This is a genomic window from Pseudomonas chlororaphis, assembly GCF_001921865.1.
GTDB lineage: Bacteria > Pseudomonadota > Gammaproteobacteria > Pseudomonadales > Pseudomonadaceae > Aquipseudomonas > Aquipseudomonas chlororaphis_D.
Genome location: NZ_MSCT01000012.1, coordinates 1 through 26,351, shown reverse-complemented (window position 1 = coordinate 26,351; position 26,351 = coordinate 1). Strand labels below are relative to the sequence as shown.

At 65.4% G+C, this 26,351-nt stretch carries 22 protein-coding genes; 13 read left to right on the top strand and 9 right to left on the bottom strand.

Annotation, left to right across the window (positions count from 1 at the left end):
* Position 1: 1 nt before the first annotated feature.
* Entirely contained in the window at positions 2 to 862 is an 861-nt protein-coding gene (locus BTN82_RS15600) for an ABC transporter permease (protein WP_075120029.1), read from the bottom strand.
* Between the two features lie 64 nt (positions 863 to 926).
* Complete coding sequence (locus tag BTN82_RS15595) at positions 927 to 1,931, bottom strand: aliphatic sulfonate ABC transporter substrate-binding protein (RefSeq protein ID WP_075120028.1); 1,005 nt, start codon at positions 1,929 to 1,931, stop codon at positions 927 to 929.
* Positions 1,932 to 2,279: 348 nt separating this feature from the next.
* Here BTN82_RS15595 and BTN82_RS15590 point away from each other — a divergent pair, with 348 nt between their 5' ends.
* Complete coding sequence (locus tag BTN82_RS15590; RefSeq protein ID WP_075120027.1) at positions 2,280 to 3,227, top strand: ABC transporter substrate-binding protein; 948 nt, start codon at positions 2,280 to 2,282, stop codon at positions 3,225 to 3,227.
* 36 nt (positions 3,228 to 3,263) lie between these two features.
* On the opposite strand, the gene BTN82_RS15585 is transcribed toward BTN82_RS15590, so the two are convergent.
* A complete protein-coding gene (locus BTN82_RS15585) occupies positions 3,264 to 4,175 on the bottom strand; it encodes an AraC family transcriptional regulator (protein WP_075120026.1) in 912 nt (303 codons plus the stop codon).
* A gap of 104 nt (positions 4,176 to 4,279) precedes the next feature.
* Here BTN82_RS15585 and BTN82_RS15580 point away from each other — a divergent pair, with 104 nt between their 5' ends.
* From BTN82_RS15580 to BTN82_RS15540, 9 genes are all read left to right on the top strand, one after another.
* Positions 4,280 to 4,840 (top strand): carboxymuconolactone decarboxylase family protein, encoded by a 561-nt coding sequence (locus BTN82_RS15580; protein ID WP_075120025.1) that lies wholly within the window; start codon positions 4,280 to 4,282, stop codon positions 4,838 to 4,840.
* A gap of 63 nt (positions 4,841 to 4,903) precedes the next feature.
* The gene (locus BTN82_RS15575) at positions 4,904 to 5,974 is read left to right on the top strand and encodes an acyl-CoA dehydrogenase family protein (protein ID WP_075120024.1); all 1,071 of its coding nucleotides are present in this window, start codon (positions 4,904 to 4,906) and stop codon (positions 5,972 to 5,974) included.
* Positions 5,971 to 6,789 carry an ABC transporter ATP-binding protein gene (locus BTN82_RS15570; protein ID WP_075120023.1) on the top strand — a complete coding sequence of 273 codons (819 nt, stop codon included), beginning with the start codon at positions 5,971 to 5,973 and terminating at the stop codon, positions 6,787 to 6,789. The genes BTN82_RS15575 and BTN82_RS15570 overlap by 4 nt, the downstream gene beginning before the upstream one ends.
* 150 nt (positions 6,790 to 6,939) lie before the next feature.
* Positions 6,940 to 8,139: an ABC transporter substrate-binding protein gene (locus BTN82_RS15565; protein WP_075120022.1), complete on the top strand. Its 1,200-nt coding sequence runs from the start codon at positions 6,940 to 6,942 to the stop codon at positions 8,137 to 8,139.
* Complete coding sequence (locus BTN82_RS15560) at positions 8,139 to 8,906, top strand: ABC transporter permease (protein WP_075120021.1); 768 nt, start codon at positions 8,139 to 8,141, stop codon at positions 8,904 to 8,906. The genes BTN82_RS15565 and BTN82_RS15560 overlap by 1 nt, the downstream gene beginning before the upstream one ends.
* A gap of 132 nt (positions 8,907 to 9,038) precedes the next feature.
* Complete coding sequence (locus BTN82_RS15555) at positions 9,039 to 9,725, top strand: phosphoribosyltransferase (RefSeq protein ID WP_075120020.1); 687 nt, start codon at positions 9,039 to 9,041, stop codon at positions 9,723 to 9,725.
* A 143-nt stretch (positions 9,726 to 9,868) separates the two neighbouring features.
* Complete coding sequence (locus tag BTN82_RS15550) at positions 9,869 to 10,768, top strand: polysaccharide deacetylase family protein (RefSeq protein WP_075120019.1); 900 nt, start codon at positions 9,869 to 9,871, stop codon at positions 10,766 to 10,768.
* Between the two features lie 160 nt (positions 10,769 to 10,928).
* Positions 10,929 to 11,159, top strand: coding sequence for a hypothetical protein (locus tag BTN82_RS15545; protein ID WP_075120018.1), 231 nt, complete (start codon positions 10,929 to 10,931; stop codon positions 11,157 to 11,159).
* 262 nt (positions 11,160 to 11,421) lie between these two features.
* On the top strand, positions 11,422 to 12,627 hold the full coding sequence (locus BTN82_RS15540) for a DUF1624 domain-containing protein (RefSeq protein WP_075120017.1): 1,206 nt from the start codon (positions 11,422 to 11,424) through the stop codon (positions 12,625 to 12,627).
* A 224-nt stretch (positions 12,628 to 12,851) separates the two neighbouring features.
* Here the strand turns inward: BTN82_RS15540 and BTN82_RS15535 are convergent, their stop codons facing one another.
* Positions 12,852 to 17,573: a hypothetical protein gene (locus BTN82_RS15535; RefSeq protein WP_075120016.1), complete on the bottom strand. Its 4,722-nt coding sequence runs from the start codon at positions 17,571 to 17,573 to the stop codon at positions 12,852 to 12,854.
* Positions 17,574 to 18,115: 542 nt separating this feature from the next.
* On the opposite strand from BTN82_RS15535, the gene BTN82_RS15530 reads away from it, so the two are divergent.
* Positions 18,116 to 18,772 (top strand): DUF1906 domain-containing protein, encoded by a 657-nt coding sequence (locus BTN82_RS15530; protein ID WP_075120015.1) that lies wholly within the window; start codon positions 18,116 to 18,118, stop codon positions 18,770 to 18,772.
* A gap of 367 nt (positions 18,773 to 19,139) precedes the next feature.
* Positions 19,140 to 19,622: a hypothetical protein gene (locus BTN82_RS15525; protein WP_075120014.1), complete on the top strand. Its 483-nt coding sequence runs from the start codon at positions 19,140 to 19,142 to the stop codon at positions 19,620 to 19,622.
* Positions 19,623 to 19,748: 126 nt separating this feature from the next.
* Here BTN82_RS15525 and BTN82_RS15520 read toward each other — a convergent pair whose 3' ends face one another.
* The 4 genes from BTN82_RS15520 to BTN82_RS15505 are packed head-to-tail and all read right to left on the bottom strand — an operon-like array spanning position 19,749 to position 24,371.
* Positions 19,749 to 20,201, bottom strand: coding sequence for a response regulator (locus BTN82_RS15520; protein ID WP_075120013.1), 453 nt, complete (start codon positions 20,199 to 20,201; stop codon positions 19,749 to 19,751).
* A complete protein-coding gene (locus tag BTN82_RS15515; RefSeq protein WP_075120012.1) occupies positions 20,198 to 22,525 on the bottom strand; it encodes an ATP-binding protein in 2,328 nt (775 codons plus the stop codon). Before BTN82_RS15515 ends, BTN82_RS15520 begins: the two co-directional genes overlap by 4 nt.
* The gene (locus BTN82_RS15510) at positions 22,522 to 23,190 is read right to left on the bottom strand and encodes a response regulator (RefSeq protein WP_075120011.1); all 669 of its coding nucleotides are present in this window, start codon (positions 23,188 to 23,190) and stop codon (positions 22,522 to 22,524) included. Before BTN82_RS15510 ends, BTN82_RS15515 begins: the two co-directional genes overlap by 4 nt.
* A complete protein-coding gene (locus BTN82_RS15505; RefSeq protein WP_075120010.1) occupies positions 23,187 to 24,371 on the bottom strand; it encodes a sensor histidine kinase in 1,185 nt (394 codons plus the stop codon). Before BTN82_RS15505 ends, BTN82_RS15510 begins: the two co-directional genes overlap by 4 nt.
* Positions 24,372 to 24,542: 171 nt before the next feature.
* On the opposite strand from BTN82_RS15505, the gene BTN82_RS15500 reads away from it, so the two are divergent.
* Positions 24,543 to 25,067: an SgcJ/EcaC family oxidoreductase gene (locus tag BTN82_RS15500; protein ID WP_075120009.1), complete on the top strand. Its 525-nt coding sequence runs from the start codon at positions 24,543 to 24,545 to the stop codon at positions 25,065 to 25,067.
* A gap of 170 nt (positions 25,068 to 25,237) precedes the next feature.
* Here BTN82_RS15500 and BTN82_RS15495 read toward each other — a convergent pair whose 3' ends face one another.
* On the bottom strand, positions 25,238 to 26,242 hold the full coding sequence (locus BTN82_RS15495; RefSeq protein ID WP_075120008.1) for an AraC family transcriptional regulator: 1,005 nt from the start codon (positions 26,240 to 26,242) through the stop codon (positions 25,238 to 25,240).
* Between the last annotated feature and the right edge of the window lie 109 nt (positions 26,243 to 26,351).

Sequence of the window (26,351 nt, the reverse complement as noted above, 5' to 3'; positions counted from 1 at the left end):
GTCAATCCTCGGTGTGTTGGCGGTTGCCGCCGTGGCCGTCGAAGGTGTCGCGCCAGGCCAGCAGGCGCCGTTCCAGGCCGGCGAGCACGCCGTCGCTGAACTTGCCCAGCACGGCGAGGACGATGATCGCCGCCAGCACGATGTCCGGCCGCGAGGTTTCGCGGCCGTCGCTGAGCAGGTAGCCCAGGCCCTTGGTGGCGGCGATCAGTTCGGCGGCCACCAGGAACATCCAGGCCAGGCTCATGCCGCTGCGCAGCCCGGTGAACAAACCGGGCAGGGCGGCCGGCAGGAGAATCCGCCGCACCAGCCGGCGCCGGCCGAAACCGTACATCTGGCCGACCTCCACCAGCTTGCGGTCGATATTGCGGATCGCCGCCACGCCGTTGAGGTACACCGGGAAGAAGGCGCCGATGGCGATCAGCACCACCTTCGAGGTTTCGTCGATGCCCAGCCACAGCAGAAACAGCGGCACCCAGGCCAGGCTGGGGATCGAGCGCAGGCCGGCGAAGGTCGGCTCCAGGTAGGCCTCGGCTTCCCGGCTCAGGCCGACCCAGGCGGCGAAAACCAGGGCCAGGCCGGCGCCGATGGCAAAGCCCAGCAGCACCCGCAGCAGGCTGGCGCCGATGTGTTTCCACAGCGCGCCCTCGGCCAGCTCGCCGAGGGTCAGGGCGATCTCGCTGGGGGCCGGCATCTGGTAGGACGGCAGCCAGCCCAGGCGCACGACGATCTCCAGCACCGCGAGGATCAGCACTGGCAGGGCCAGGCCCTTCAAACGCAGGCGCCAGCGGGCGGGGTCCACACGCGGGAGCCTGGGCGCGGACAGGCTCAGGCGCGGTGAAAGGTTTTCGCTGTTGCGGTTCATGGCGATTCTCCGGCGCTGCCGAATCCGCGTCGGGCGCGGATTCGGTTGGCCACTGGGGATTGGCTTATTGACGGGCCACGGCTTGCTGGAGGCCGGTGTCGAGCAACTGGTCGATCACCTGGTCCACGTTCACCCCGCGGCGCACCAGCTCCTCGGAGACCAGGATCGGCGCGGCGGCCTTGGAGGCCAGCACATCCTCGGCGCTCAACCGCGGGCGGCCAAGGTCGGTGCGCGACAGTTGCAGCCGGGCCACTTCCAGCGGCAGGCCGGATTCATCGGCCAGCAGTTTGGCCAGCTCGTCTGGGTGCTCGACCGACCACTGGCGGGCCTGCTCATAGGCCGCGAGTACGGTGGCGATGGTCTGCGGATGCTCTTTGGCGTACTGCTCGGTGACGCTGAGCACGCCGTAACTGTTGAACGCCGTGTTGCGGTACAGCAGGCGCGAGCCGGCCTGCACTTCGCTGGCGGCCATGTGCGGGTCGAGACCGGCCCAGGCATCGACGTCGCCTTCTTCCAGGGCGGTGCGGCCGTCCGGGTGTTGCAGGTGCAGCAGTTCCACATCGTCTTTTTTCAGCCCGGCCTGTTGCAGGCTGCGCAGGGTGAACAGGTAGGGATCGGTGCCCTTGGTGGCGGCGATCTTCTTGCCCTTGAGGTCGGCGACCGTCTGGTACGGCGAGTCCTTGCGCACCACCAGGGCGGTCCATTCGGCGCGGCTGTAGACGTACACCGACTTGATCGGGCTGCCGTTGGCCCGGCTCAGCACCGCCGCCAGGCTGGCGGAGGAGGCAAAATCGACGCCGCCGCTGTTGAGGTATTCCAGGGAGCGGTTGCTGCCCTGGCTCAGGACCCAGCCGATCTTGGCCTGGGGCAGGGCCTTTTCGAGAAACCCGAAGTGCTTGAGCACCAGGCTGACCGGCGAGTAGTAGGCGTAATCCAGGCGCACTTCGGCCGGCGGGCTTTCGGCGGCTTGGGCCAGGGGTTGCAGGCCCGGACTCAGGAACAGGGCCAGCGCGCAGGCGCTGAGCAGGTATCTGGCGCGGGCCAGGGGGGAACGCAAGGCGGATTTCATGGACGGCTCCGGGCAAGACGGCGAGAGGGCAAGGGGGTATTTGCGAGGGTTTTTTGCGCCCCTTATTGCAAAAGCTGCGGACGACAGGAACGAATCCTGCTGGAAAGGAATATTGCAGGCTCTGTGCCATAGCTGGGCAAGGGCGGTTTCAAGGGGTCGCCGGCGCCAACCCGCCTCGGGTGCTGTTGCTGGAGCAACAGGCTGTTGCCCCACTGTTTCTCCGCCAACAGCCACCGACCGGGAATGCCAAGGCGGCTATGAGCTTATGCGTTAAGAGCATTTCAAAACCGAATTCTAAGAGCGTTATGTTCTAGAAAATCCATTTATCCATCGATCCAGGAATTTCCCATGACGCTCTCCCTCCGCCTGCGCCGCCTGCTCCTCGGCACCCTGTTCGCGGCGCCCCTGGCCCAGGCCGCCGAACCGCTGGTACTGCACATCGGCGACCAGAACTACTACAACGTGCGGGCCTCGGTGGAGGCCTCTGGGGTGCTCGAAGGCGCGCCCTATACGGTCGACTGGAAGCACTTCCAGGCCGCCGCGCCCCTGGCCGAGGCGTTGAACACCGGAGCCCTGGACCTGGGCTTCCTCGGCGATTCGGGCTTTCTGTTCCTCGCCGCGAAGCAGGCGCCGGTGAAGCTGATCGGCGTCTCGCGGCAGAACCCGGACACCATTGCCCTGCTGGTGCCCAAGGACTCGCCGGCGAAGACCATCGCCGACCTCAAGGGCAAGAAGGTCGCCTACTGGCCCGGCGCTTGGAGCCAGCAACTGACCTTGCGTGCCCTGGAGCAGGCCGGCCTGCCGGAGGACCATGTCGAGTTCGTCAAGCTGATGCCGATCGACGCCGCCGCGGCCTTGCCCCAGGGCAGCATCGACGCCTTCCCGGTGTGGGAACCCTATATCTCGCAACAGATCCTGTTCTCCGGCGCGCGGCCGATCCTCACCGCGAAGCACCTGATGCCCGGGCTCAGCGCCATCGCCGCCTCGACCCCGGCCATCGACAGCAAGCGCGCCGCCATCGCCGATTTCCTCGGCCGCCTGAAACAGGCGCGTGCCTGGGTCGACACGCATACCGACCCGTACGCCGACCTGTGGGCGAAAAAGGCCAACCTCGACCAGGACGTCTCGCGCCATTGGCTGCGCCAGGCGCACATGAGCGTCGGCCCGGTGGATGCGCAGGCCGCCGCCGACCTGCAAAGCACCGCGGACTTCCTGTTCAAGGTCAAGGCGCTGCCGGCGCCCCTGGCCACCGCGGGGATCATCGATCCGTCGTTTACCCAAGCGCTGAGCCAGTGAAGCCTTGCCGGGGCCCGGCAATCGGCTCCGACACCTTCAGCGCCCTTCGTGCTGGCGTCGATACGCTCCCGGCTGCACGCCCACGGCCTTGGCGAAGGCCCGGGTAAAGGCCGCGACCGACTGATAACCCACCGCCGCGCCGACCTGTTCCACGGTGTGGTTGGCCTTGAGCAACTGGCAGGCATGGCGCATGCGCAGCGCCAGCAGGACCTGGCCCGGCGATTGTCCGGCCAGCTCGTTGAAGCGCTTGAAGAAGGCCGAGCGCGACAGCCCGGTGCAGGCCGCCATGTCTTCCAGGGACCAGGGCTGCTCGGGGCGCTCGATCAACTGCTCCAGCAGCGTCGCGAAGGCCGGGTGCCGGGCCAGCGCCACCAGGCCGCCCAGGCCCTGGTTGTCGGCCACCTGCTGGCGCAACACATAGAGAAACAGCAGGTGGCTCAGGCGTTCGAGCAAGGCCGAGGAGGGCGCGGGCGTGCGCTGGCATTCCTCGAGGATCAGCTCGAACAGGGCCCGGGCCGCGCTCAGGGACGGGTCGCCGGCGCGCAGGACGATCCAGTCCGGCAGGCCGTCGATGATCAGCGACGACAGCCCCGACTTGAAATGAAAGAAGCCGCAGACCAGCCCCACGCCGTCTTCGGCGCCCACCTCCAGGGCTTGCATGGCCCTGCGTGGCAGCTCGCGGGCGGCGTCATGGGCTTCGGCGCTGGACAGGCGGTAATCCAGGTCGCGCATCAGGAACACCGCATCCCCGGCGTTCAGGCGCAGGGCCGGGGACTGCCCCTCGATATGCAGCCAGCAATGCCCCTGCACCACGAGGTGGAAACTGGCCCGGGACAGGCCGTGGGTGCTGGCGTGCCAACCGCCGCAGTAGCGGCCGACATGGAACAGGCTGGCGTCGAGTTCCAGGCTCTCTAATAACCAATCAACCAGTGGGCTGGACGAAATCATCTAATGGAAACACTCAGGAGCAAGTAATCGCTACTTTAGAATATGGATCGGAATTCTTATAACCAACAGACTGGCCGGACACCTTTACAGCAGGAGTCCACTGCATGTCGCGCATCACGCTACACACGCTGCAAAGCGCCCCCGAAGCGGCCCGGCCGTTCTTGCAGAACGCCCAGAACAACTCGGGCTTTATCCCCAATCTGCTGGGCGTGCTGGCCAATGCCCCGGCGGCGCTGGAGACCTACGTTACGGTATCGGCGCTCAATGGCAAGGCCGAGCTGAGCCTGGCCGAACGCGAGGTGGTGCAACTGGTGGCCGCCACCACCCACGGCTGCGATTTCTGTGTGGCCGGGCACACCGCGGTGGCGCAGAACAAGGCACGGCTGCCGGACGCGGTGGTCAGCGCGCTGCGCGAACAGGCTCCGTTGCCAGAGGCCAGGCTGCAAGCGCTGGCGGCCTTCGCCAGCGCGGTGATCGCCACCCGCGGCAATGTCGACGAGCCGACCTACGAGGCGTTCAGGGCCGCCGGCTACACCGAGGGCAACGCCCTGGAAGTGATACTCGGGGTGAGCCTGGCGACCCTGTGCAATTTCGCCAACGTGTTCGCCCGCACGCCGCTCAACCCGGAGCTGGCCCAGTACCGCTGGCAAGCGCCGCAACCCTGAGGCGCCGTTGGATTCAAAGGCGTGGCCCGTTGGCCGTTGCCGTGTGAAAAAGGAGAAGACCCCATGCTAGATCCGGCATTGAGCCAATGGCTGGACACCCAGGCCCAAGCCCTGGACCTGGGCCAGTGCGACCCGCAGCAGGTGCTGGCGCGACTGGCCGGGGCGCAGGTGCTGCGCATCGGTATCCCGGTCGAGCAGGGCGGCAGCGCCGGCGACCTGGGTGCCGCCGTGGAGGCGGTGGCCGCGGTGGCCAGCCGCTCGCTGGCGGCGGCCTTCGTGTTCTGGGGCCAGCGGGCCTTTATCGAATACCTGCTGCAAAGCCCCAACGCCGTGTTGCGCGAGCGTCTGTTGCCGAGCTTGCTCAGCGGCGAACTGGCCGGCGCCACCGGGCTGTCCAACGCCATGAAGTTCCTCTCGGGCATCGAGGCCCTGCAAGTTCGTGCCCAGCCACGGGCCGGCGGCTGGCGCCTGAACGGGCGCCTGCACTGGGTCACCAACCTGCGCAAGAGCGGTTTCGTGGTGGCGGCGGCCATCGAGCAGGAGCAGGGCGGCGCGCCCTTCGTCCTGGCGATCCCCGCGGCCCTTTCCGGCCTGCGGCGCTCCGAGGACTTGCAACTGATGGGCTTGCAGTCGAGCAACACCGCGGCGCTGGAGTTGCAGCAGGTCGAGGTCGACCGCGACTGGTTGTTGCACGAAGACGCCAAGGTCTTCCTGCCGGCGGTGCGTCCGGCGTTCCTCGGTTTGCAATGCGGCATGGCCATCGGCCTGGCGCGGCGCGCGCTGGACGAGGTGCAAGCGCATTTGCAGGACGGTCGTTCGATTCTTCGCGAACCTTTCGAGGCGCAGCGCCAGCAACTGGAACAGAGCGTCGACGAACTCAAGCGCGGCCTGCTCGACGGGCGTTTCCTCGAGCAGCCGGCGGCCTTGTTCCGGTTGCGCATCGCCTTGGCCGAAGCGGCGGCCAACGCCGTGCAGCTGGAGTTGCAGGCCAGCGGCGGCAAGGCCTACCTGAGCGAGCACGGCAGCGGGTTTGCCCGGCGCTGGCGTGAGTCGGCGTTCGTGCCGATCGTCACGCCGAGCCTGGTGCAATTGCGCGCCGAGTTGCAGCGCCAGGCGCGGGACGCGGCGGCATGAGCGCGGCCTTGCTCGAAGCCCGGCAAGTCAGTCTCGGCTACCCCGGCGAGGCAGGTTCCTCCGGTAAAGCAGGCTGGCAAACGGTGCTGCAAGGTTTCGACCTGCGCTTGCAGCCGGGGGAAGTGGTGTCGATCCTCGGCCCCAGCGGCGTCGGCAAGTCCAGCCTGTTGCGGGTGTTGGCCGGCCTGCAAGCACCCCAGGGCGGCAGCGTGAGCCTGTTGGGCGAGGCGCTGGACGGGCCGCACCCGCGGGTGGCCGTGGCCTTCCAGGACCCCAGCCTGCTGCCGTGGCTGAACCTTGCGCAGAACGTCGCCTTCGGCCTGGATTTCGCCCGCCAGCCGCTATTGGACGCGCAGCAGCGCCAGGCGCGGGTCGACCGGGCGATCGCCGAGGTCGGCCTGCAGCATGCCCGCGGCCATTACCCGGCGCAGCTGTCCGGCGGCATGGCCCAGCGCACCGCCCTGGCGCGCTGCCTGGCCCGTCAGCCGCAGGTGTTGCTGCTCGACGAACCCTTCGGCGCGCTGGACGAAGTGACCCGCGCCGACATGCAGCAACTGCTGCTCAAGGTGATTGCCGAGCACCGCACCGCGGCGCTGCTGATCACCCATGACATCGACGAAGCCCTGCTGCTTTCCGAGCGGGTCCTGCTACTGGGTGACAGCCCGGCGCGGATCCTCGGCGAGTGGCGCATCGACCTGCCTCGGCCGCGTGCCGCGCTGGTGGACGAACTGGGCGCCCTGCGTATCGACATCCTCAAAACCCTTCGGCGGGCGAGCCGCAACCCCCAATCCCCAGCCTTACCGCAGCCTGTGTAGGAGCGAGGCTTGCCCGCGAAGGAGCTCAAGGCTGGTCGAGTGTCAGCTACCTTGCGCCGTCCGAGTTTTTATCGCGAGCAAGCTTCGCTCCTACAGGAGGATGCGTTGAAGGCTGGGCCAATCCCTTGCCCGAATTGTTGGAGCTAAACCATGTGCCTGGACGATTTCACCCACACCCGTCGCGACTTCCTCAAACTCAGCGCCTTGCTCACCGCCGGCGGCGCCTTGCCGCTGCTCAACAGTTTGCACGCCCGCGCCGCCGCGGAGCCGGATGCGCCGGTACGCATCGGCTACCTGCCGATCACCGACGCCACGCCGTTGCTGGTGGCCCATAACAACGGTCTGTTCGAGGCCGAGGGCATCCGCTCCGAGCGTCCGGTGCTGCTGCGCAGTTGGGCGCAGGTGATCGAAGCCTTCATCTCCGGCCAGGTCAATGTGATCCACCTGCTGTCGCCGATGACTGTCTGGGCCCGTTACGGTAGCCGGGTGCCGGCCAAGGTGGTGGCCTGGAACCATGTCGGCGGCTCGGGCCTGACCGTGGCGCCGGGCATCACCGAGGTGCGGCAACTGGGCGGGCAGGCGCTGGCGATTCCGTTCTGGTACTCGATCCACAATGTGGTGCTGCAGCAGTTGCTGCGCGACCACGGCCTGACCCCGGTAAGCCGACCGGCCAGCGCCGCCCTGGCGGTCAACGAGGTCAACCTGCTGGTGCTGCCGCCCTCGGATATGCCGCCGGCCCTGGCCGGCAAACGCATCGCCGGCTACATCGTCGCCGAACCCTTCAACGCCCTGGCCGAGGAACTCAAGGTCGGCCGGGTGCAGCGCTTCACCGGGGATATCTGGCGCAACCACGCCTGCTGCGTGGTGTTCATGCACGAGCAGGATTTGAACAACCGCCCCGAGTGGTCGCAGAAGGTGGTCAACGCCATCGTCAAGGCGCAGCTGTGGACCCGCGACCACCGCGCCGAGGCCGCGCAACTGCTATCCCGCGACGGCGCCAACCGCTACACCCCGCACACCCCGCAGGTGTTGCGCCGAGTGCTGGCGCCCGATGCCAGCGCGCGCCAGCAGTACCTGGCCGACGGTGCAATCCGCCATGCGGACTGGGACGAGCAGCGCATCGATTTCCAGCCGTACCCGTTCCCCAGCTACACCGAGGAACTGGTCAAGCGTCTCAAGGACACCCTGATCGAGGGCGACCAGGGCTTCCTGGCCAACCTCGACCCGCAGCACACCGCCCGCGATCTGGTGGACGATCGCTTCGTGCGCAACGCCATCGCCGCCGTCGGCGGGCTCCAGGCGTTCGGCCTGGCCGAGGGTTTCGAGCGCAGCGAGGAGTTCAGTCTTTGATGGGCCAGCCAGTTTCTGTATTCCGGCAGTGGGCCCTGGGCATGGCGGGGTTGTTGGGCCTGTTGCTGCTGTGGTGGCTGGGCGTGCGCCTGTTCGGCAGCGCCGACGGCCTGGCCGCGCGCTTTTCGCCGGCGGCGACCCTGGCCAGCCTGCTCGAACTGCTGGCCCGCGCCGAGCTGTACGAGCATGTACTGGTGAGCCTGCGGCGCATCCTCGTCGGCCTGGCCCTGGCCTTGCTGGTCGGCGTGCCCCTGGGCCTGCTGATCGGCAGCTACCGTCATCTGGAGGCGGCCACCACCCCGGCGTTCCAGTTCCTGCGGATGATCTCGCCGTTGTCGTGGATGCCGGTGGTGGTGATGCTGATGGGGGTAGGGGACCGGCCGATCTACTTCCTGCTGGCCTTCGCCGCGGTCTGGCCGATCCTGCTCAATACCGCGGCCGGGGTGCGCCAGCTCGACCCGCGCTGGCTGCAACTGAGCCGCAGCCTCAGCGCCACCCGCTGGGAAACCCTGCGCAAGGTGATCCTGCCCGGCGTGCTCGGCCATGTGTTGACCGGGGTGCGGCTGGCCATCGGTATCCTGTGGATCGTCCTGGTGCCCTGCGAAATGCTCGGCGTCAGCGCCGGCCTGGGCTATTTCATCCTCGATACCCGCGACCGCCTGGCCTACTCGGAACTGATGGCCATGGTGCTGCTGATCGGCGCCCTGGGCTTTGCCCTGGACAGCCTGGCCCGCGGCCTGCACCGGCGCTGGACGCACTTGCCGTAGGGGCGCTGCGGGCGCATTGTCAACGAGCGATCCATAGTCGTGCTGGGGTTCGATCCGGCGTCGACGCACCGGCGCGCACAGCCGCGCGCGCCGGTGGCCGGCGCGGGCACCCGGCCAAGCTGGAGGTGCGCGATGAGCGAATATCCGTCCTTGCAGATGACCTTGCGCGACCGCCAGGCGGCCGGGCAGGGGCTGGTCGAGGCGTTGCATAAATACCGCGGCCGGCCCGACGTGATAGTGCTGGCCTTGCCCCGCGGCGGGGTGCCGGTGGCCTGGGAAATCGCCCGCGCCCTGGACGTGCGGCTGGAGCTGATGCTGGTGCGCAAGCTCGGTGTGCCCGGCCATGAAGAACTGGCGATGGGCGCGATCGCCAGCGGCGGCATCCGCCTCCTCAACCAGGACGTCCTGCACCACCACCCGGTCAGCGATGCCCAGTTGCAGGCCGTGACCGCGCGGGAAACCCAGGAACTGCGGCGGCGCGAACAGGCCTACCGCGGCGCCCGGGCCGCTCCCGAACTGCGCGGCCAGGTGCTGATCCTGGTGGACGACGGCTTGGCCACCGGTGCCTCGATGCATGCCGCCGTGCAGGCGGCGCGTTTGCAGCACCCGGCGCGTATCGTCGTCGCCGTGCCCCTGGCGCCGCAGGAAACCGTAGACGCCCTGGGGTTCGAGGTCGACGAACTGATCTGCCCGATCACGCCGCTGTGGTTCGTGTCGATCGGCACCGGCTATGTGGATTTCACCCAGACCTCGGACCGGGAGGTGATCGAGCTGTTGCAGCGTGCTTGGCAACGGCCGTGCGAAGGCCGCGGCGGGTAAAGGCTCGGGGCCTTTGGGAACCAAAGTCGGCGGAGCCCCTCCAAGCTGTACCCGGCGCTATGCGCAGGCCGGGCGAGGGACCCACGGGCGAGGGATTTTTGCCATCGACGCGACGACCGCAACGGTCCGACCCGGGGCAAAACATGAAACACGGCTTCAAGGTTCTCTGCCTATTGCTGCTCGCCGCCAGCCTCGTCGGTTGCATCGGCGCTCCCATCGAACTGACCGCGCAGACCGCGCAACGCCTGCATGCCCAGGCGCCCATCCGCTTTTTGCTGACCTTCGACGACGGCCCCAGCGCGTCGAGCTTCTATAACCCGACCGAGCAGGTACTCGATGAACTGGCTGGCAACCCGCTGCAACCGGGGATCAAGGCGGTGTTTTTCGTCCAGACCCGCGCCCCGCGGGCCGGCGGCAGCGAGATCGGCCGTCGGCTGATGGCCCGCGAGCATGCCGAGGGGCATGTGCTGGGCTTTCATACCGCCACGCCCTGGCACAGCAACCATCGCGCGCTCGATCCGCAAGAGCTGGAGGCGTCGCTGAGTAACGGCAGCGCCGATATAGCGCTGATCGGCGGTGTGCCGCCGACCCTGGTGCGCCCACCGTTCTGGAACTACGACAAACGCACCTTCGCCGCCTACCAGCGCCACGGCCTGCATGTGCTGCTGACCGACCTCAGCGCCAACGACGGCAAGGTCTGGGGTTTCACCGCCAGCCCGCGGCGCCGGGCCAATATGCTGCGCCAGCTGTCGGAAGTGCGCGAGCGCATCGCCCAGGGCCAGTTGCCGACGGTGGACGGCGTGATTCCAGTGGTGGTGACCTTCCACGATCTCAATCGCTACACCGCCCGCCACACCCGGGAGTACTTGCAGATCCTGCTGGACAGCGCCCGGGCCACGGGGCTCGCCACCGCGTCCCGGCCGTTCTACGACAGTACGCCGGGGCTGCAACGGGCGGTCATGGCCCGCACCGTCGTCAGCAGCGATCAACCGGTGCATCTGCCGGGGCTGTGGAACTGGCTGTGGGCGGGCAATGCCCATTGAACGGGCGCATTACCGCCGGTCCGTCAGCGCCGGGCAGGGGCGAATAACTCACTGATTCCACAGTCATATGACTGCTTGCCCCGGCAGCCGATTCCCCGCGCCAGGGCCGCTGCGCGTTCTGCCATTCACCGCTATGACCCCCAGGCTCCAGGACATTCCCATGAAGCGACTCGCGACCCTCACCCTGACCCTTTGCGCCACGTTGCTGCTGGGCGGCTGCTACCCCTATTGGGACGACGGCGGACGCTACGATCACGACCATGACCGTTGGCGCGATCACAACCGCTACGACCGCGGCAACGATCAGGGCGAGGATCGCTACTACCGCGACCGGCACGACAACGACCGGCGCTATCGCCGCGACCGCGATGACGACGACCGAGACGATTGAACCCGCCTGCTTTTTAGATCTGAAAACGGCGCCCCTGGGCGCCGTTTTCGTTGCTGGGCGGGGCGCGCGGACGACCCGCGCAGGCTGGTGCGAGCAGAAGGCAAGACTCTCGAAATGAAATGTTATCTGATAACATTTTGCGCGTTCCGACATCCCCGCCCAGTAACAGGAGAAAGAGCTTGAACCCCATGGGAATGAGCCGCGCGCGCGACTGCGCAAACCGCCCGCAACAACCCGACACCCCGCGACGCAAGGAACAGCCATGAGCCTGCCCAGCGGATTGACCGGGCAGGCCGGCGTCGCGACCCCGGCGCTGGCCGGCAGCGCCGCCAAGGCCAACACGCGGATGCTGGCGATCGATGCCCTGCGCGGTTTCGTCATGCTGTGCATGCTGCTGGACCACGTGCGCGAAACCTTTTTCCTGCATCGCCAGGTCACCGACCCGATCGATGCCCTGAGCGTGGCCCCCGACCTGTATTTCACTCGCCTGCTCAGTGAAATCTGCGCCCCGGTGTTCATCTTCCTCACCGGCCTGTCGGCCTGGCTCTACAGCCAGAAACACAGCTTGAACGAAACCTCGGTGTTCCTGCTCAAGCGCGGGCTGTTCCTGGTGTTCCTCGAACTGACTTTCGTGTGCTTTGCCTGGAATGCCGAGTTCCCGCCCAAGACCCTGTGGCTGCAAGTGATCTGGTGCATTGGTATCTGCATGATCGTGCTGGCCGGCCTGCTGCACTTCAAGCGCGGCTGGCTGATCCTGCTGGGGCTGGCCATCGTTGGCGGGCACAACCTGCTGGACGATGTGGTGCTGGGCCCCGAGTCGCCGTTCTTCGTGCCCTGGTCGATCCTGCACCAGCGCGTGTTCATCGACCTCACCGAGTTCACCCGCGCCCGCACCACCTACCCGGTGCTGCCGTGGATCGGAGTGATCCTGCTGGGTTGGGCCATCGGCCCGTGGTTCGGCAAGGACACCCCAGGGGCGGTGCGTATTTCGCGGCTGTTCAAGGTCGGCGTCGGCCTGCTGCTGGCCTTCGTGTGGATCCGCTACCTGAACGTCTACGGCGAGAAACCCTGGGTCCAGACCGGCGACGCGCTGCGCACCTTCATGAGCTTCATGAGCGCGAAAAAGTACCCGCCGTCGCTGATGTTCCTGATGCCGACCCTGGGCCTGGGGCTGATCCTCCTGGCGTACTTCGAGAAGGCCCAGGCGCGTTGGTCGACCGCGCGACTGGCGATCTACGGCGGCGCGCCGATGTTCTTCTACCTGCTGCACCTGTACGTGCTCAAGGCCCTGTACTTGCTGGCCGTGGCCCTATGGGACACCAACCAGGGTGCTTACTACGGCTTCGACAACCTCTCCGGCATCTGGCTGTGGAGCCTGATCCTCGGTGTGGCCCTGTACTTCCCGACGCGCTGGTTCGCCAATCTCAAGCAGCGGCGCCGCGATATCGCGATGCTCAAATACTTCTGAGTAGGGGCCGGTGGTGCGTTCGGATAGCGGTGCACAGCTTGTGCTCCCCAGGGGGATTGCGAGGATAGGTCCATTTTTCGATTTACCCGGCGTGTTCCATGTCTCCTCAGCCATGCCTCCTCAGCCATGTCGCCTCCCTCTCGACATCGCTGCATCCCGTGGCCGGCCAAGCCGGCCACGGGAGTATGCCCCTGCATGTTTATGTGTCGGTTGGCTGAGCCCCCTCAGAAAAACACCCCAATAACACCTGACGCGATGCTGTCACGGATGTCGCTCGTGGTGGGAAGCCCCACGAACGAGAGAGCACCGTTGACGGCTGTGAGGGTGTCGTTGATCTCCGTGCCGGTTTGGTTTTCGACGGTGGTCGAGCCACCGGGGACATAGACCACATTGGTCGTTGGCTGTGGATCGGTCCAGTTCGCACCGTCCGACGTGGAGGTGAGATAGATCGAGCCTGGCGGGTCCACGGGGGGGGAGAAGCCGTTGCCAGGGCCGCTCATGTAGAACAGGTACAACGTCTCGTTAAAGACCACGGGATAGACGAACTGGGCATAACAGTTAGCAGTGATGTCGTTCTCTTGCCTCGTTGTGCCCTGCGTCGAACCAATGGTATTGAGGCCAGACCAGCTCGTCCCATCGAACGTGCTGAACGACACCGGGAAGGTGGTATACGCCGACCATTTCCCACTGTTGCTCTCGCCGTAGCCCCCGTTTTTGGTCACATAGAACACATAGAGTTTGTCGTTGAAGACAATTGCCCGGGGCGGTGTGCCGGCGTCGATGCCGGTGTAGGTTATCGGCGACTGGGCTATTCCATCCATGTAGCCGGTGACCGTTGTGCTGATGTTCGGCACGCTGTTCTGGGTCCAGGCGCCTTGGTCATAGACGCAGTATGACAACCCGATCTGCTTGCCAACGGTCGTGGAGCTTCCAGCTTGCTGGTAGAAGACATAGGGCTGTGGCGTTCCACCTTCGGGGGCGTAGTAGGCCACCGATGGCGACAACGACATGTAGGCGTCCTGCGCGTTGCATCCGCTCGGGACGACACTGATACCGCCGACCCACTCTCCCGAAGCGTTCATCGGCACATAGTAGATATGGCCCTCGGTCTGGCCGAAGACATACAACTGGTCAGGGTCGCCAGGTGAATCCAGCGGCGGCATGGCCACCACCGCGAGATTGCTGGTCGCCCCGCCTATGATGTTGTTCGGCCCGGACCACGGCAGGCCATAGGCGCTGCTGCTGGGGGTTACGTAGGTGCCATCGGTGGTGACGTAACGGATGTTGTCACCGCTGTCGATCCAGAAGACATACAGGAGCTCGCTGCCTCCCGGTTGTGCGAACGCCGTGGCGACGGGCATCGCCCAGGATGCTTGCTCACCCGCGGCCTGATTGATCCCGGTGTTCCAACTCCAAGACAACGCATCGAGCGTACGGCTAAAGAACAGATCGCCGTTGGGGGTGAGTTTCCAGCCGCCCAACGGCGAGTAGTTGCTTGATTCCACACCCTGGCTCACACACCACAGGTTGTTGTCGAAGACCGCGACGCAGGGCCCGGTGCAGCAGCCCATTCGGCTGATTGGCGTGGAGGGTGCGAGGTCAAGCGTCTGGGTGGCTTGGCTGCTGCTGACTTGAGGGAGGATGACGTAGGAGGTGACGCCGGCCAGGTTGTAGATCAGATAGACCAAGCCGTCGCACACCGTGGTGATGACCCCTTCGGTGTTTACGCTCAGGGCCGGGTTGAAATCGAGCGCGTTCCACGTCGCGCCATCCAGCGTGTAACTGCATTGGAGTGCGCCCGTGTTGTCGCTGCCGGACGCCACCCAGAAGACGTACAGCACGTTGTTGCAGGCCACCGCTGCCGGCGTGCAATCGGCGGCTACGGAACCACTGACCAGGGTCTTGGTGTTTACTGAGGTGACGTCCGAGCAGTAGCCGATTTCACCCTTGCCGGTGTTGAAAAACACATAAGGCGTTCCCTGGAGTGTCGCCGCGGCCGGTGAATTGACCATGGCGATGAAGCCGCTTCCCGACGTCAGGGCCTCGGAGGCGGTTCCGGGGTAGGGGCTCGGACAACCGACGGCGGTTTGTGGGTATGTCCCCAGATTGATTTCCTGGGTGTCGGCCGGGAGCGGAATCTGCAGATAGGCAAGGGCGCCACTCACCCAGGTGGTCGTGCCCGTCTCCTGGTAAGTGCTGTTGTAGAAGACATAGATGTCATCGTTCGCAATGGTTGCCGCGGGGCCGTTGGCCATGACCGGGCACTCTCCTGTGACCAGCATCCCCGTTCCGGAGCTCGATACCGAGCATTGGCAGTAGCTGAGCTGGCCGGCATTGGCGCCGCTATTGTTGTGTAGAAGATACAGAAACGCGTCGTTATTCCCGTCGGGGCTCTCGCTATTCTGGTACATGATGCCGCTCACCCAGCCGTCCAAGGCTGTAACCGGCGTCGTGCCCACGGTCGACGACCAAGTGGTCCCGTTGTAGACACAGTAGAACAACTGCCCCGGACTCACATTCGAACTCGCCGCAGGCTGGAAGAAGACATTCAGCCTGCCCGCTGCGCTTGACGAGCCAGCGTTGCTGGCGCCACTGGAATAGACACTGGCGGCCACTGAGTAAACGGTGGGTGAGTCGATAATGAAGACATTCGAGACGGTGCCTTGCGCCCAGCTGTTGTCGGCTCCTAGCGTGCAGTAGCTCAGTGGGTAATTGCCGCTGGTGCCAGCACCGGCATAGGCCACGAACAGCACGCTGTCGCCGGACGGGTCCGTGTAGACACAGGCTGATGGCGAGCAGGACAACAGGGCGCCAGTGGCCTGCAGGCCACTGGGGACGACCTGTACGGGGGCCGACCAGGACGTGCCCGAACCGGCCCAGGAGGCATACCAAAGCTGGCCGTTGCCGTCCGGACCTTGATAGAACACATACAACGTGTCGCCGAAGACGACGGTCGACGGCGAGTTGGACATGGAGACTCCCGGCACCTGGACAGGGCTACTCCAGCATGTCTGGAGTGCCGGCATATTGTCCCCGAATACCGTCGGATCGGATTGCGTGTACCACAATTGTCCCGCTTGGCTGCCCGCCCCCTGATAGAACAGATACGCCTGGCTATTGAATAGGGCGAGCGATGGCGACTCGCTGGCAGCCGGCACCGCGTTGACCGGGGCAATGTCCCAAGAGCTTGGGTCAGGCGCGGTGATAGCTGCTTGCAGGCCGCTTGCCGAGTTGAAGACCATAAGGCCTTGCGCGGGGTAATCCTGGACGCCTGTCGGGACAGGCAACAGGGCTGGGGAGCCAATCATCAGCGGGGTGTTGGTGGCAGGCGGCACTACGATCGTCGGCAGGGGATAACTGACCCACCCGCTCTGGCCATAGATCGCGTACGACATTTGATACTGCTGGGTGGCAGAGGAAAAATCATTGTAGAGCAGCCACGGTTGAGGCACGGACAAACCAGGCAGGTCAACGGCGAGTAGTGACGCATGGGCAACGCCAACGAACTGATCAAGCGTTGTATAGAACGAGTAGGCAGGATAGCTGGTCACCGCCGATGGCTCGGTTCCCGCGCTGTACTGGCTCAAGCCGCCAACGAATGCGGCGCAGCACTCACTCCCTGGCAGACCGTAGTTAGGCTGGGCGGACTGTACGGTGCTGAAATAGATGTCGGCAGCAGACGACAGGTTGTCGTTGAACGAGGCTGGAGGAAAGACGGTGGCGCTAGGCCGCGAGACAAGAGGACATGAAGTCCAGGTCGCATTGGGGACCTGTTCGTAGGCGCTCCAGGTGTTGCCGTCAAACGTGGTGTAGGAAATGCCGTTCACTTGATAGTAGAAGGTGGAGTCGTCGGTTGCGTCGTAATAGCCCAGTTCGTCTTCGGGCACATAGTCGGAAAAGGTGCCGGTGACGTAGGAGAATCCGCTCACGAAGACGTACAACTGCGGGGCCGTGGCGCCCGCAGGCGTATAGAGGGTGGCGCCGTTGAACGTACAAAAGTTGCTGGGAAGGCCCGGGGTGGTGATCTCCGTGGGGGCGCTGAACCCGCTGTCGGTACTGGCATCCGGGTAGGTGATGTAGCTTGTAGTGTAGGTGCCGGAGGGGGTGGCACAGAAGAAGAGGTAGATCTGCTCCGTCCCTCCCGGAGGGGCATACACGACCGGTGACACGACATTCTGGCTAACGTCTATCGACGCTGCACCTATTCCGTTGGGGGCAACGGGGGTCCAGGATTTGCCATCTGCAGTCGATGTACAGGCGATGTCGAGCTGAGAGTCACCGGATTCTATGAAATAGAACACATAGAGCAGTGGCGATTGCGAGCCCGGTGGCGTGAACACCACCGGAGCAACGGGCGCTGGATTGTCAAAGCCCATCAAGCCAGTCGTAATCCCTGGCACCGGCTCCGGCGTCGACCAGTTATCTGCGTCGTAGACCGTGTAGTAGAGCTGTGAGGTCGGGTCATCAGGCGTGCCGTAGAAGGCATACACCTTGCCGTCAAACACCACCCCCGCTGGAGGTGAGGGCGTGTGTGGCCCCTGCGCTGGATCGGAATTGACGGTGAAGAAGTTCATCTCGCACAACTGATCTGAAATCGCAGCGCCCAGGGTCTTCACGGAATAGTTCAGGCTGCCTGCTGGTCCCCACTCCTGCGTACCGGGGTCGGGGGGAGTCTGCCCCTGGTAGAAGGAGTACAGCGTGGTGCCGTTGGTCACGGTAGAGGGCAACGAATAGACGTTACCGAGATTGGGAATTTCCACATAGGGCGACCAATAGACCTGCTGCGAAGCGTTCAGTTGGTTCACGCCGTCGGCGATGGAATTGCTCACTACGTTCCCGAGGAAGTCCGACACCATGTCGGTATATCCTTTGTCTCCGGTTCCTAGGGCGATCCCATAGTCGATGGAACGCACTATATCCTTGGTGGCTCGGTAGATGATCGGCATGACGAATAATCTCCAGGTTGCGATGTTCTGGCGCTAGAGGGTGGATCGTGGGAGTGGCCATGGTTCAATAGGGCGATGGCATAAATGCGATCGCGCCCGTGCTGATACTGTCGACGGGTGCAATACAATGTAGTGAGTGAATTTGCTTCAGTCAGGGTAAACAAAAGATATCTATAAATAATATTTTCCCAATCATCTTATCGCGTAATTTCATAAGGGGCTGCGTACTTCCTTGTGCTAGTGTTTTTTGAACTATCAATGCTCTCGGTGGGGTTAATGAAAAGTTAGAATCGCGGAGTTTTTTGTTCGAGCCAGTATCGGGATTGGAAGGTTTTTACTTGAAAATTCTGGTGGGCTCATGGCTGGAAGTAGAGGCATTGGTATTTTCTAACTTTCCAGGAGGGGCTGAACAAGAGCAACTCTGCGGTAACCCCGTAGGGTGTAGGTTGGTGACTTCGCGACATTGAGTCTTTTCAGAGTATCCCTGGCGACAAGACAGCGATCCTCTGGTGATCCGTTTACTCAGGAAGAGGAAACAAACCATGTCGATTTCCGGAAAAATCCAAGCGGCACCCTCCGGTAGCCGCGGCTTTGACGCGGACACCGTGATTTCAACGACCGTCGCCCAGCAGTTCGCCTCACAGGGCTACGCGTTTTGCATTCGCTATCTATCCCTCGGCGCAGGGCAGGACGAGGGGGATCTGTCTTCCGGCGAGGCCAGTGACATTCTGGCGTCAGGGCTGGCCCTGATGGCCGTTCAGCATGTCGAAGATCCAGGATGGTCACCCACTCAAAGCGCAGGGCAGACCCATGGACAGAATGCAGCGGCAAACGCTACCTCCATCGAATTGCCGCCGGGTATGAACCTTTGGTGCGATCTCGAAGGCATTGCGCAAAACACCAGCGCACAGGACGTGACCAACTATTGTTCAGCGTGGTACTCGGCGGTATCAGCAGCAGGGTATGTTCCGGGACTCTATGTGGGCGCCAATGTCGTGCTGAGTGGCCAGCAACTTTATGATCTTCCCTTCCAACACTATTGGCAGTCCTGCAGTGAGGTGCCGGCCATACCTGAGCGGGGCTATCAAATGGTCCAGACTTTGGTTCCGAACCCGGTAAACGGTATTGGCATAGACAGTGATGTGACCCAGACCGATCTGCTCGGCGGTCAGGCGCTATGGCTTGTGTCTAGTGTGTAGAACATAAAAAGTTCTCCTTGATAAAGTAGAGCTCAGGGCCGGATGTTTGTTTTCGGCTTTTAAAACAGCTCATGCCTTGAACGCTGATTCAATGTTCAGTGCAAAGGGAAATTGCTCTGTGGAAAGTGTTGCCGAGATCCAGATGAAGACCCCAGTGGAAAAACAGACATTATTATTGGTGTGAATCACTCTTTATGAGTTGAAGTCAGGCCAAGAGCAGGAGTGTGCCTTGTTGAATAGTAAAAGGGATCACTAAGAGTTCGAAAAGCGTGATCTGTAAACCGTCTGCCAAGACTATATATTCGCGCGGGTCAGGCCTGTGCGCTAATTATGCTGTAGACGAACGATGAAACAGGGAGGAAGAACAATGCCCGATACTAACAGTGCAATGATCGTGACCGATATAAAGGGACTCGCCTTGCCGATTTTCATCTTCACGCTCGTCGTCGTCACGGGTGTTCTTGTTTGGGGGCTGCGCATCATCCACGACGTCCTGATGCGTCCGGATCCGGACAACCCGCAGCTGCGCTTCATTGATAAGGCGCTCTCCGAAAAGTGCGCTCCATCTGCGGTCGGTGCGCAGCCCCCGGCAAGCCCGGCACTCGCCCCATCCCAACCCGTCGGACAAAAAGCCGGCACTGCTCCGAGCTCAAGCCGGCTGGGATCGGCAGTCGGCACCTTTGTGCTCGCGACCATGGCCTTGGGCGTGGGTTATTACATGCTGTGGGCGCTGTTTACCCAACAGAGCGTCGATCTCTCCAGCATCGGCACCTATTTCCTCTCCGGCTCCGCGCTGTTTGCGCCTTACGCCTTCAACCAGCTTTCCTCCATGTTCAAGGGCGGTGCTTGAACACGGCTGCATGGCCTGTGCCGGCGCTAGTGGGCAGGTGGACGACCCGTCCAGGCTGGCCGATTTGTAAGGCCGAAAGGTTGCGGGCAGGCAACCGGCCAGCCCAATGAACGGGTGGGGCCGGCCTTATTCCCGATGCCGGCGCAACAGCTCGATCTGCTGCGCCGGCACCTGCTGGCGCAGGGCTTTGTACAGGGCGCGGGTTTCCAGCAGGTTCCAGATCCGCAGCAGGGTTTCCAGGGCATCCAGCGGTTTACTGATGAAGTCGCGGGCACCCAGGGCCAGGGCGCGCACGCGGGTGTCGCGGGTGGCGTCGGCGGTCAGCACCAGGATCGGCAGGTAGTCGTGGGCGGGGATGCGCCGGTTGAGCTGTTCGAGCACGGCGAAGCCGTCGAACTCGGGCATGTGCAGGTCGAGGATCACCAGGTCCGGCTCGAAGCTGTTGAACAGGTCCAGGGTGCGCAGCGGCTGGGTGCTGCTCAGGACGTTGTGCAGGCCTTCGCGGGCCAGCAGTTGTTCCATCAGGTCGAGGTTGGGGCGCTGGTCGTCGATGATCAGGATGCGCAGGTCGTGGTTCATGCGGGCTCCGGTAGGTGTCGCTCGAGGTGGGCGAGGAACGCCGGGATATGAATGGGTTTGGTCAGGATCGCCGTGGCCCCGGCCTGGAGCAGGTCGCGGTGGGTCAGGGCGCTGGCGTCGGCGGTGATCATCAGCACCGGCGTGGCGGCGGTGGCCGGCGACTCGCGCAGGCGGCGCAACACATCCAGGCCGGCGAGGTCGGGCAGGCTGACGTCCAGCAGGATCAGTTGCGGCGCATGTTGGCGCGCCAGGTCCAGGCCCAGCTGGCCCTGCATGCTCGACAGCAGGCGAATGCCCGGGCGGCGCTGCAACAGGGTTTCGATCAGCGCCAGGCTCGACAGGTTGTCTTCGATGCACAACACCTGGCCGCGGTAGGCCACGGCCTCGACCCGCGCCGGCGGCAGCGCCAGCGGTTGCTCCAGGGTCAGCGGCGCGCCGGCCGCGGCCACCTGGACGAAAGGCAGTTGCAGGATGAAGCAGCAGCCCTGGCCCGGCGTGCTGTGCACCCGCAGGCTGCCGTCCATCATTTCCAGCAGGCTCTTGCTCAGGGCCAGGCCCAGGCCGGTGCCTTCCACCCGCGGGTCGGCGCCGAGGCGCTCGAAGGGCCGGAACAGCTGGTCCAGACGCTCCAGGGGAATGCCGGCGCCGGTGTCGCTGACCGCCACTTCGACCCGCGCCCCGAGGACCTTGACCTCGACCTGCACCTGGCCCTGGGGCCGGTTGTACTTGATGGCGTTGGACAGCAGGTTGAGCAGCACCTGGATCAGCCGCTGGCGGTCGGCGATCACCCCGCTGTCGTCGCCCAGGGCGGGCGGCGCGGCCAGGTGGATGCCGGCGTCGGCGGCCATCGGCGAGACCAGGGTCAGGGCTTCGCGCAGCACCGCCGGCAGCGAGACCTGCTCGACATTCAGCGGCAGGTGCCCGGCTTCGATGCGGGCGATGTCCAGCACCTCGTTGATCAGGGTCAGCAGGTGCTGGCCGGCGCGCAGGATGTGCCCGAGCTGGGGGCTGCGGGCGCCGGGCGAGTCCATGTCCAGCAGTTGCGCGAAGCCGAGGATGGCGTTGAGCGGGGTGCGCAGTTCGTGGCTCATGCGCGAGAGGAATTCGCTCTTCGCGCGGCTGGCGCTTTCGGCTTCCTCGCGGGCGGTGCGCAGGGCGATTTCCGCAGCGCGGCGGTCGGTGATGTCGCGGGTGATCTTGGAAAACCCGCGCAGCGCGCCGCTGGCGTCGTATTGCGCGGTGATCACCACGCTGGCCCAGAAGCGGCTGCCGTCCTTGCGGCAACGCCAGGCCTCTTCCATGTAGTGGCCGTCGCGGGTGGCCTCGCGCAGGGCCATGTCCGGGTGCGCCGGGCATTCCTCGGGCAGGTAGAACAGGGAGAAATGCCGGCCGAGGATTTCCTGCTCGCTGTAGCCCTTGATCCGTTCCGCGCCGACGTTCCAGGTGGTGACCCGGCCCTGGGTGTCGAGGGCGAAGATCCCGTAGTCCTTGACCCCGTCGATGATCAGCCGCAGGCGTTCCTCGTTGTCGCGCAGGGCGCGTTCGCGTTCGGCCAGCAGTTGCCCGGCTTCCACCAGGCGGGTGCCGAGCTGGCCGATCTCGTCCTGTTCCGGGGCCTGGGGCCGCAACGGCTGGCCGAGGGCCAGGCGCCGGGCGTTGCCTTGCACCTGTTGCACCCGGGCGACGATGCCCTTGGACAGGAACAGCACCGCGACGATTGCCCCGAACAACCCGCAGACCGCCGCCAACAGCGTGGCCAGCAGCAGGCGCATGCGGGTCGCCGAGGCGGCGGCGCTGCGTTCGGCGAGCAGGCCGTCCTCGCGGATGCGCATGGCGCTGATCTGCTCGCGCAGCACGTCCAGCACCTGCTTGTTCTCGATCAGGATCGCGGTGACGCCGGCGCTGTCGCCGGGCTGGCCGTTGCGCAGGGCCACCAGGCCGTCGAGCTTGGTGGCGATCAGCGGGGTGATGGCCTTGAGGTGGTCGCGCATCCGCGCATCGCGGATATTGCGGTCCAGGCGTTGCAGCGCGGCCTGGATCTGCGGCTGGGCCTGCTCGTAGCTGGGCAGGAAGTCCTCGCGGCGGGTCAGCAGGTAGCCGCGTACGCTGGCCGCCGCTTCGGCGAGCAGGGTGTGCACGGCCTGGATGTCGCCCTGTACCAGCAGCACCCGGCGCACGTCTTCTTCGGCGCGGGCGGTCTGGCGTTCGGTGATGTAGATCAGCACCAGCGACAGCAGCAGGATCACCAGCGGCAGGGAAATCACCACCAGCGCCTTGCCGCGCAGGGGCAGGTCGACCCAGTGGCGGGCGGCGAACAGGCTCATGGCCATTCTCCCGCCGGTTGCGCCACCAGCCCCAGGGCGATGCCGCGCACCGCGGCCTGGGTGCGGTCCGCTGCGCCGAGCTTGCCGATCACCCGTTCCACATGGGCCTTGGCGGTGCCGGTGGCGATACCGAGTTTCTCGCCGATCTCGCGGTTGCTGAAACCACCGGCCACCAGGCCCAGCACCTGGCGCTCGCGAGCGGTCAGGGCGGCCGCCGGGGCAGCGCCGCCGGCGTTGCGTTCGGCCATGCGCCGCAGCAGCCGGGCGCTGACTGCGCTGTTGAGGGCTTCTTCGCCCTGGGCCACGCGTTGCAAGGCGCCGAGCACTTCGTCGCGGCTGGCGTCCTTGAGCAGGTAGCCGACCGCGCCGGCGGCAATCGCCGCTTCCAGGTGGTCGGGGCTGTCGTCCATGGTGAAGATCACCACCTTGACCGCCGGTTGCCGCTGGCGCAGCAGGCGCGCGGCGCCCAGGCCGTTGAGCCGCGGCATGCGGATGTCGAGGATGGCGAGGTCCGGTTGCAGGCGTTCGCACAGTTCCAGGGCTTCCTCGCCGTCGCGGGCCTGGCCGACCACCTCGAACTCCGGGTGGCCGGCCAGCAGTGCGACGAAGCCGGTGCGGGTGACTTCATGATCGTCCGCCAGGACCAGGCGCAGGGCAGGGTTCATGGCCGTTCTCCCGCCGGGGGCAGCGGCACGCGGGCATGCAGGCGGGTGCCGCCGCCGGGGGCGCTGTGCCAGGCCAGCTCGCCGCCCAGCAGGCTGGCGCGCTCGCGCATTGCCGCCAGGCCCAGGTGCTGGCGCTCGCAAGCGGCCAGCGGGGAGCCCAGGGCACAGCCGACGCCGTTGTCTTCCAGGGCCAGCGTCGCCTGGTCCGCGGTCAGTTGCAGGTTCAATTGCACGCGGCTGGCGCGGGCGTGCTTGAGGACGTTGTTGATGCCTTCCTGGGCGATGCGGAACAGGGCGATCTCGCAGGCGCCGGGCAGGCGCGCGTCGGACTGCTGGCGCCACTGCACGTCGATGCCGGCGTCGCGCAGGCGGTCGGCTTCCTTGTCGATGGCCTTGAACAGGCCGAAGTCGTCCAGCACATGGGGGCGCAGGCCGCCGATCAGTTGCCGGCCTTCGCCGACGCAGCCCTGGGCCAGGGTGAGGATGGCCTGCCATTCGTCGTGCAGTGGCCCGGGCAAGGGTGGGCAGCGCCCGGCGAAACCCTGCAGGCGCTGGTGCAGGCCGGCCAGGGTTTGCGCCAGGCCGTCGTGCAGGTCGTAGGCCACGCGCTTGCGTTCGTCTTCCTGGGCGCTGAACAGGCGATGCACCAGCTCCGACATGGTCCGTTCCCGGGCTTGCAAGGCCTCCAGCAGGCGCTGGTTCTGCAACTGCGCCGCCAGCAGGGTGGCCAGCAGTTGCAGGGATTCCAGGTCTTCGCCGTCGGGGGCGGCCAGGGTCACGCTGTTGCCCAGCAGCAGCGCGCCGAAGGCCTGGCCGTCGGCCCCCAGCAGGGGAATGCGCAGCACCTGGGGCAGGGCGGCGTCCGCCTGGGGCAGCCATTCGGGGTGCCGCGCCGGGCCCCGGGCGAAGCCGTGCAGGGTCGCCAGGCGTTCGCCGCTACCATGCTCCGCGGTGGCCTGGGGCGCTTGCACGGCGCTCCATTCCAGTAGCAGGCCGTGATCCATCGCCATAAAGGCGCAGGCTCGTTGCAGGGCGCGCTGGCGCATCGCCGCGGGCGGCAGCCGGGTCAGTTCCTGGCCGGTGTCCACCAACAGGCGCAGGCGCGCGGCGCGGCTTTGCGACTGGCGATACTGGCTGCGCACGGCCAGGGCGCTGCCGGGGTCGTGGGTCGGGCTTTGCATGAGAAAACAGGCTCCAGCAGAAAAGGCTCGCGCTCGCGAGAGGGCATTAGACCCGGTTGCCGGTCGCTGGCCTATCTGCCGAATGGCATAGGCCGCGGGCACCGGTTGGCCGATGGCGGGGCCGCGCCGGGTGGGCACAGTGGCGACATTGAAACCCACTGGAGCGTCCCGATGAAACTGCCAACCACCGCCATTGCCCTGTTGTTCGCCCTGACCGCGCCGCTGGCCCAGGCCCTGGAGGCCACGCCTTATGTGTACCGCACCGTCGCCGAACAGCCGCAAAACCAGGGCGATCGGGAAATCGCCGGCCTGTTCGACCGCTGGAACGCGGCCCTGAAAACCGGCAGCGCAAAAACCGTTACCAGTCTTTACGCCGCCGACGCGATCCTCCAGCCGACCGTGTCCAACCAGGTGCGCACCACCCCGGCGCAGATCCAGGATTACTTCGAGCATTTCCTCGCCGGCAAGCCGGAGGGCCAGATCAACTACCGCGAGATCCGCCGCCTGGGCCCGGACGCGGCCATGGACAGCGGCGTCTACACCTTCACCCTGCACGAGGCCGCCGGCGCGACGCGGCAGGTGCAGGCGCGCTACACCTTCCTCTACGAGCGCATCGACGGCCAGTGGAAGATCCTCAACCACCACTCTTCGGCCATGCCCCAGGCCCAGCCGCAGTTGCAGGCCAGCCATCGCTGAGCACTGCCCAAGGCTGTAGGAGCGAGGCTTGCCCGCGATGGATTTGAGAGCGCTGCGTTTATCCGGTCAGTACGCATTATCGTTAACGACCATCGCGAGCAAGCTTCGCTCCTACAAGGGATCACCTTTGCTGATTGATCGACGTCAGGCGCGCCGCCCGGGTTTTGCCTTCAGCCTTCCTGGCGATAGCGCCCCGGGGTCATGCCGAACCAGCGTCGGCAGGCTTTATGGAAGCTGCTCTGGTCGCGAAAGCCGAGCAGGGCGCCGATGTATTTGACGCTGCGCGCCGAGTTGCGCAGGAAGCTGTGGGCCAGCATCAGCCGCGCTTCGTCGAGCAAGGCCGAGAAGTGCATGTCTTCGTTGCCCAGGCGCCGTTGCAGGCTGCGGCTGCTGACCCCCACCAACTGCGCGATGTGCCGCAGGTCGCTGGGCCCGCCCTGGGCCAGGCGTTCGGACAGCACGCGCCGCACCCGCGCGGTCATCGAACCGTCGAGCAGCAGTTGCAGGCGGCTGCGCGCGTATTCCATGTGCAGCACGTCCAGCGCCGGGTCGGCGCCGGGCAGGGCCATGGCGCAGTCGCGCTGGCTGAAGGTCAGGCTGTTGTAGGGCGCGTCGAATTGCAAGTGCGGCCCCAAGAGGCGTTCCAGGGCGCGGGTGTCTGGCGGTCGCGGGTAGGTGAAGGTCGCCGCCAGCGGTTGCGGCTTGTGGCCGGGCAACAGCCAGTGCACCAGGCCCAGGGTCTGCGCCGCGCCGGCGTCGATGAACGCCCGGGGCACCAGGCTCGGTTCGGGGGCGCTGTCGAAGCCGATCAGGGTGGTGGCCTGGGCGCTGTGTTCCAGGCACAGGTAAGCGCCGTTGCTGAGCAGCGACTGATAGTCCACCAGGCGTTGCAGCGCGGTGCCCAGGGTGGCGCCGGACATCAGGGTGTACCCCAGCACCTCCAGGTTGGCCGGGTGGGCCCGGCGGTACGCCAGCAGGCCGAGGTCCGGGTTGCCGCTCAGCCGCGCGGCGTCTTGCATCAGCTCGTAGACCAGCTCCAGCCTGACGCCCCTGGGGTTTTCATAGACCTCCTGGGGGCTGCGGCCATGGCGCTTGAGCAAGGCCTCGACCTTGACTCCGGCGTCGCTCAGGACATCGGCAAGCACCCGGAAACCGGGGCCGGTCATTCTCTGCATAGGACTACCTGGCTAGTGGCTAATTGATGGCATTGGCGCCGGCGCATGATCGCAATAATCCCGGGGCCGCACTCGATAAAGGGCGGCACGGTGTTTCCGAGGACAAACG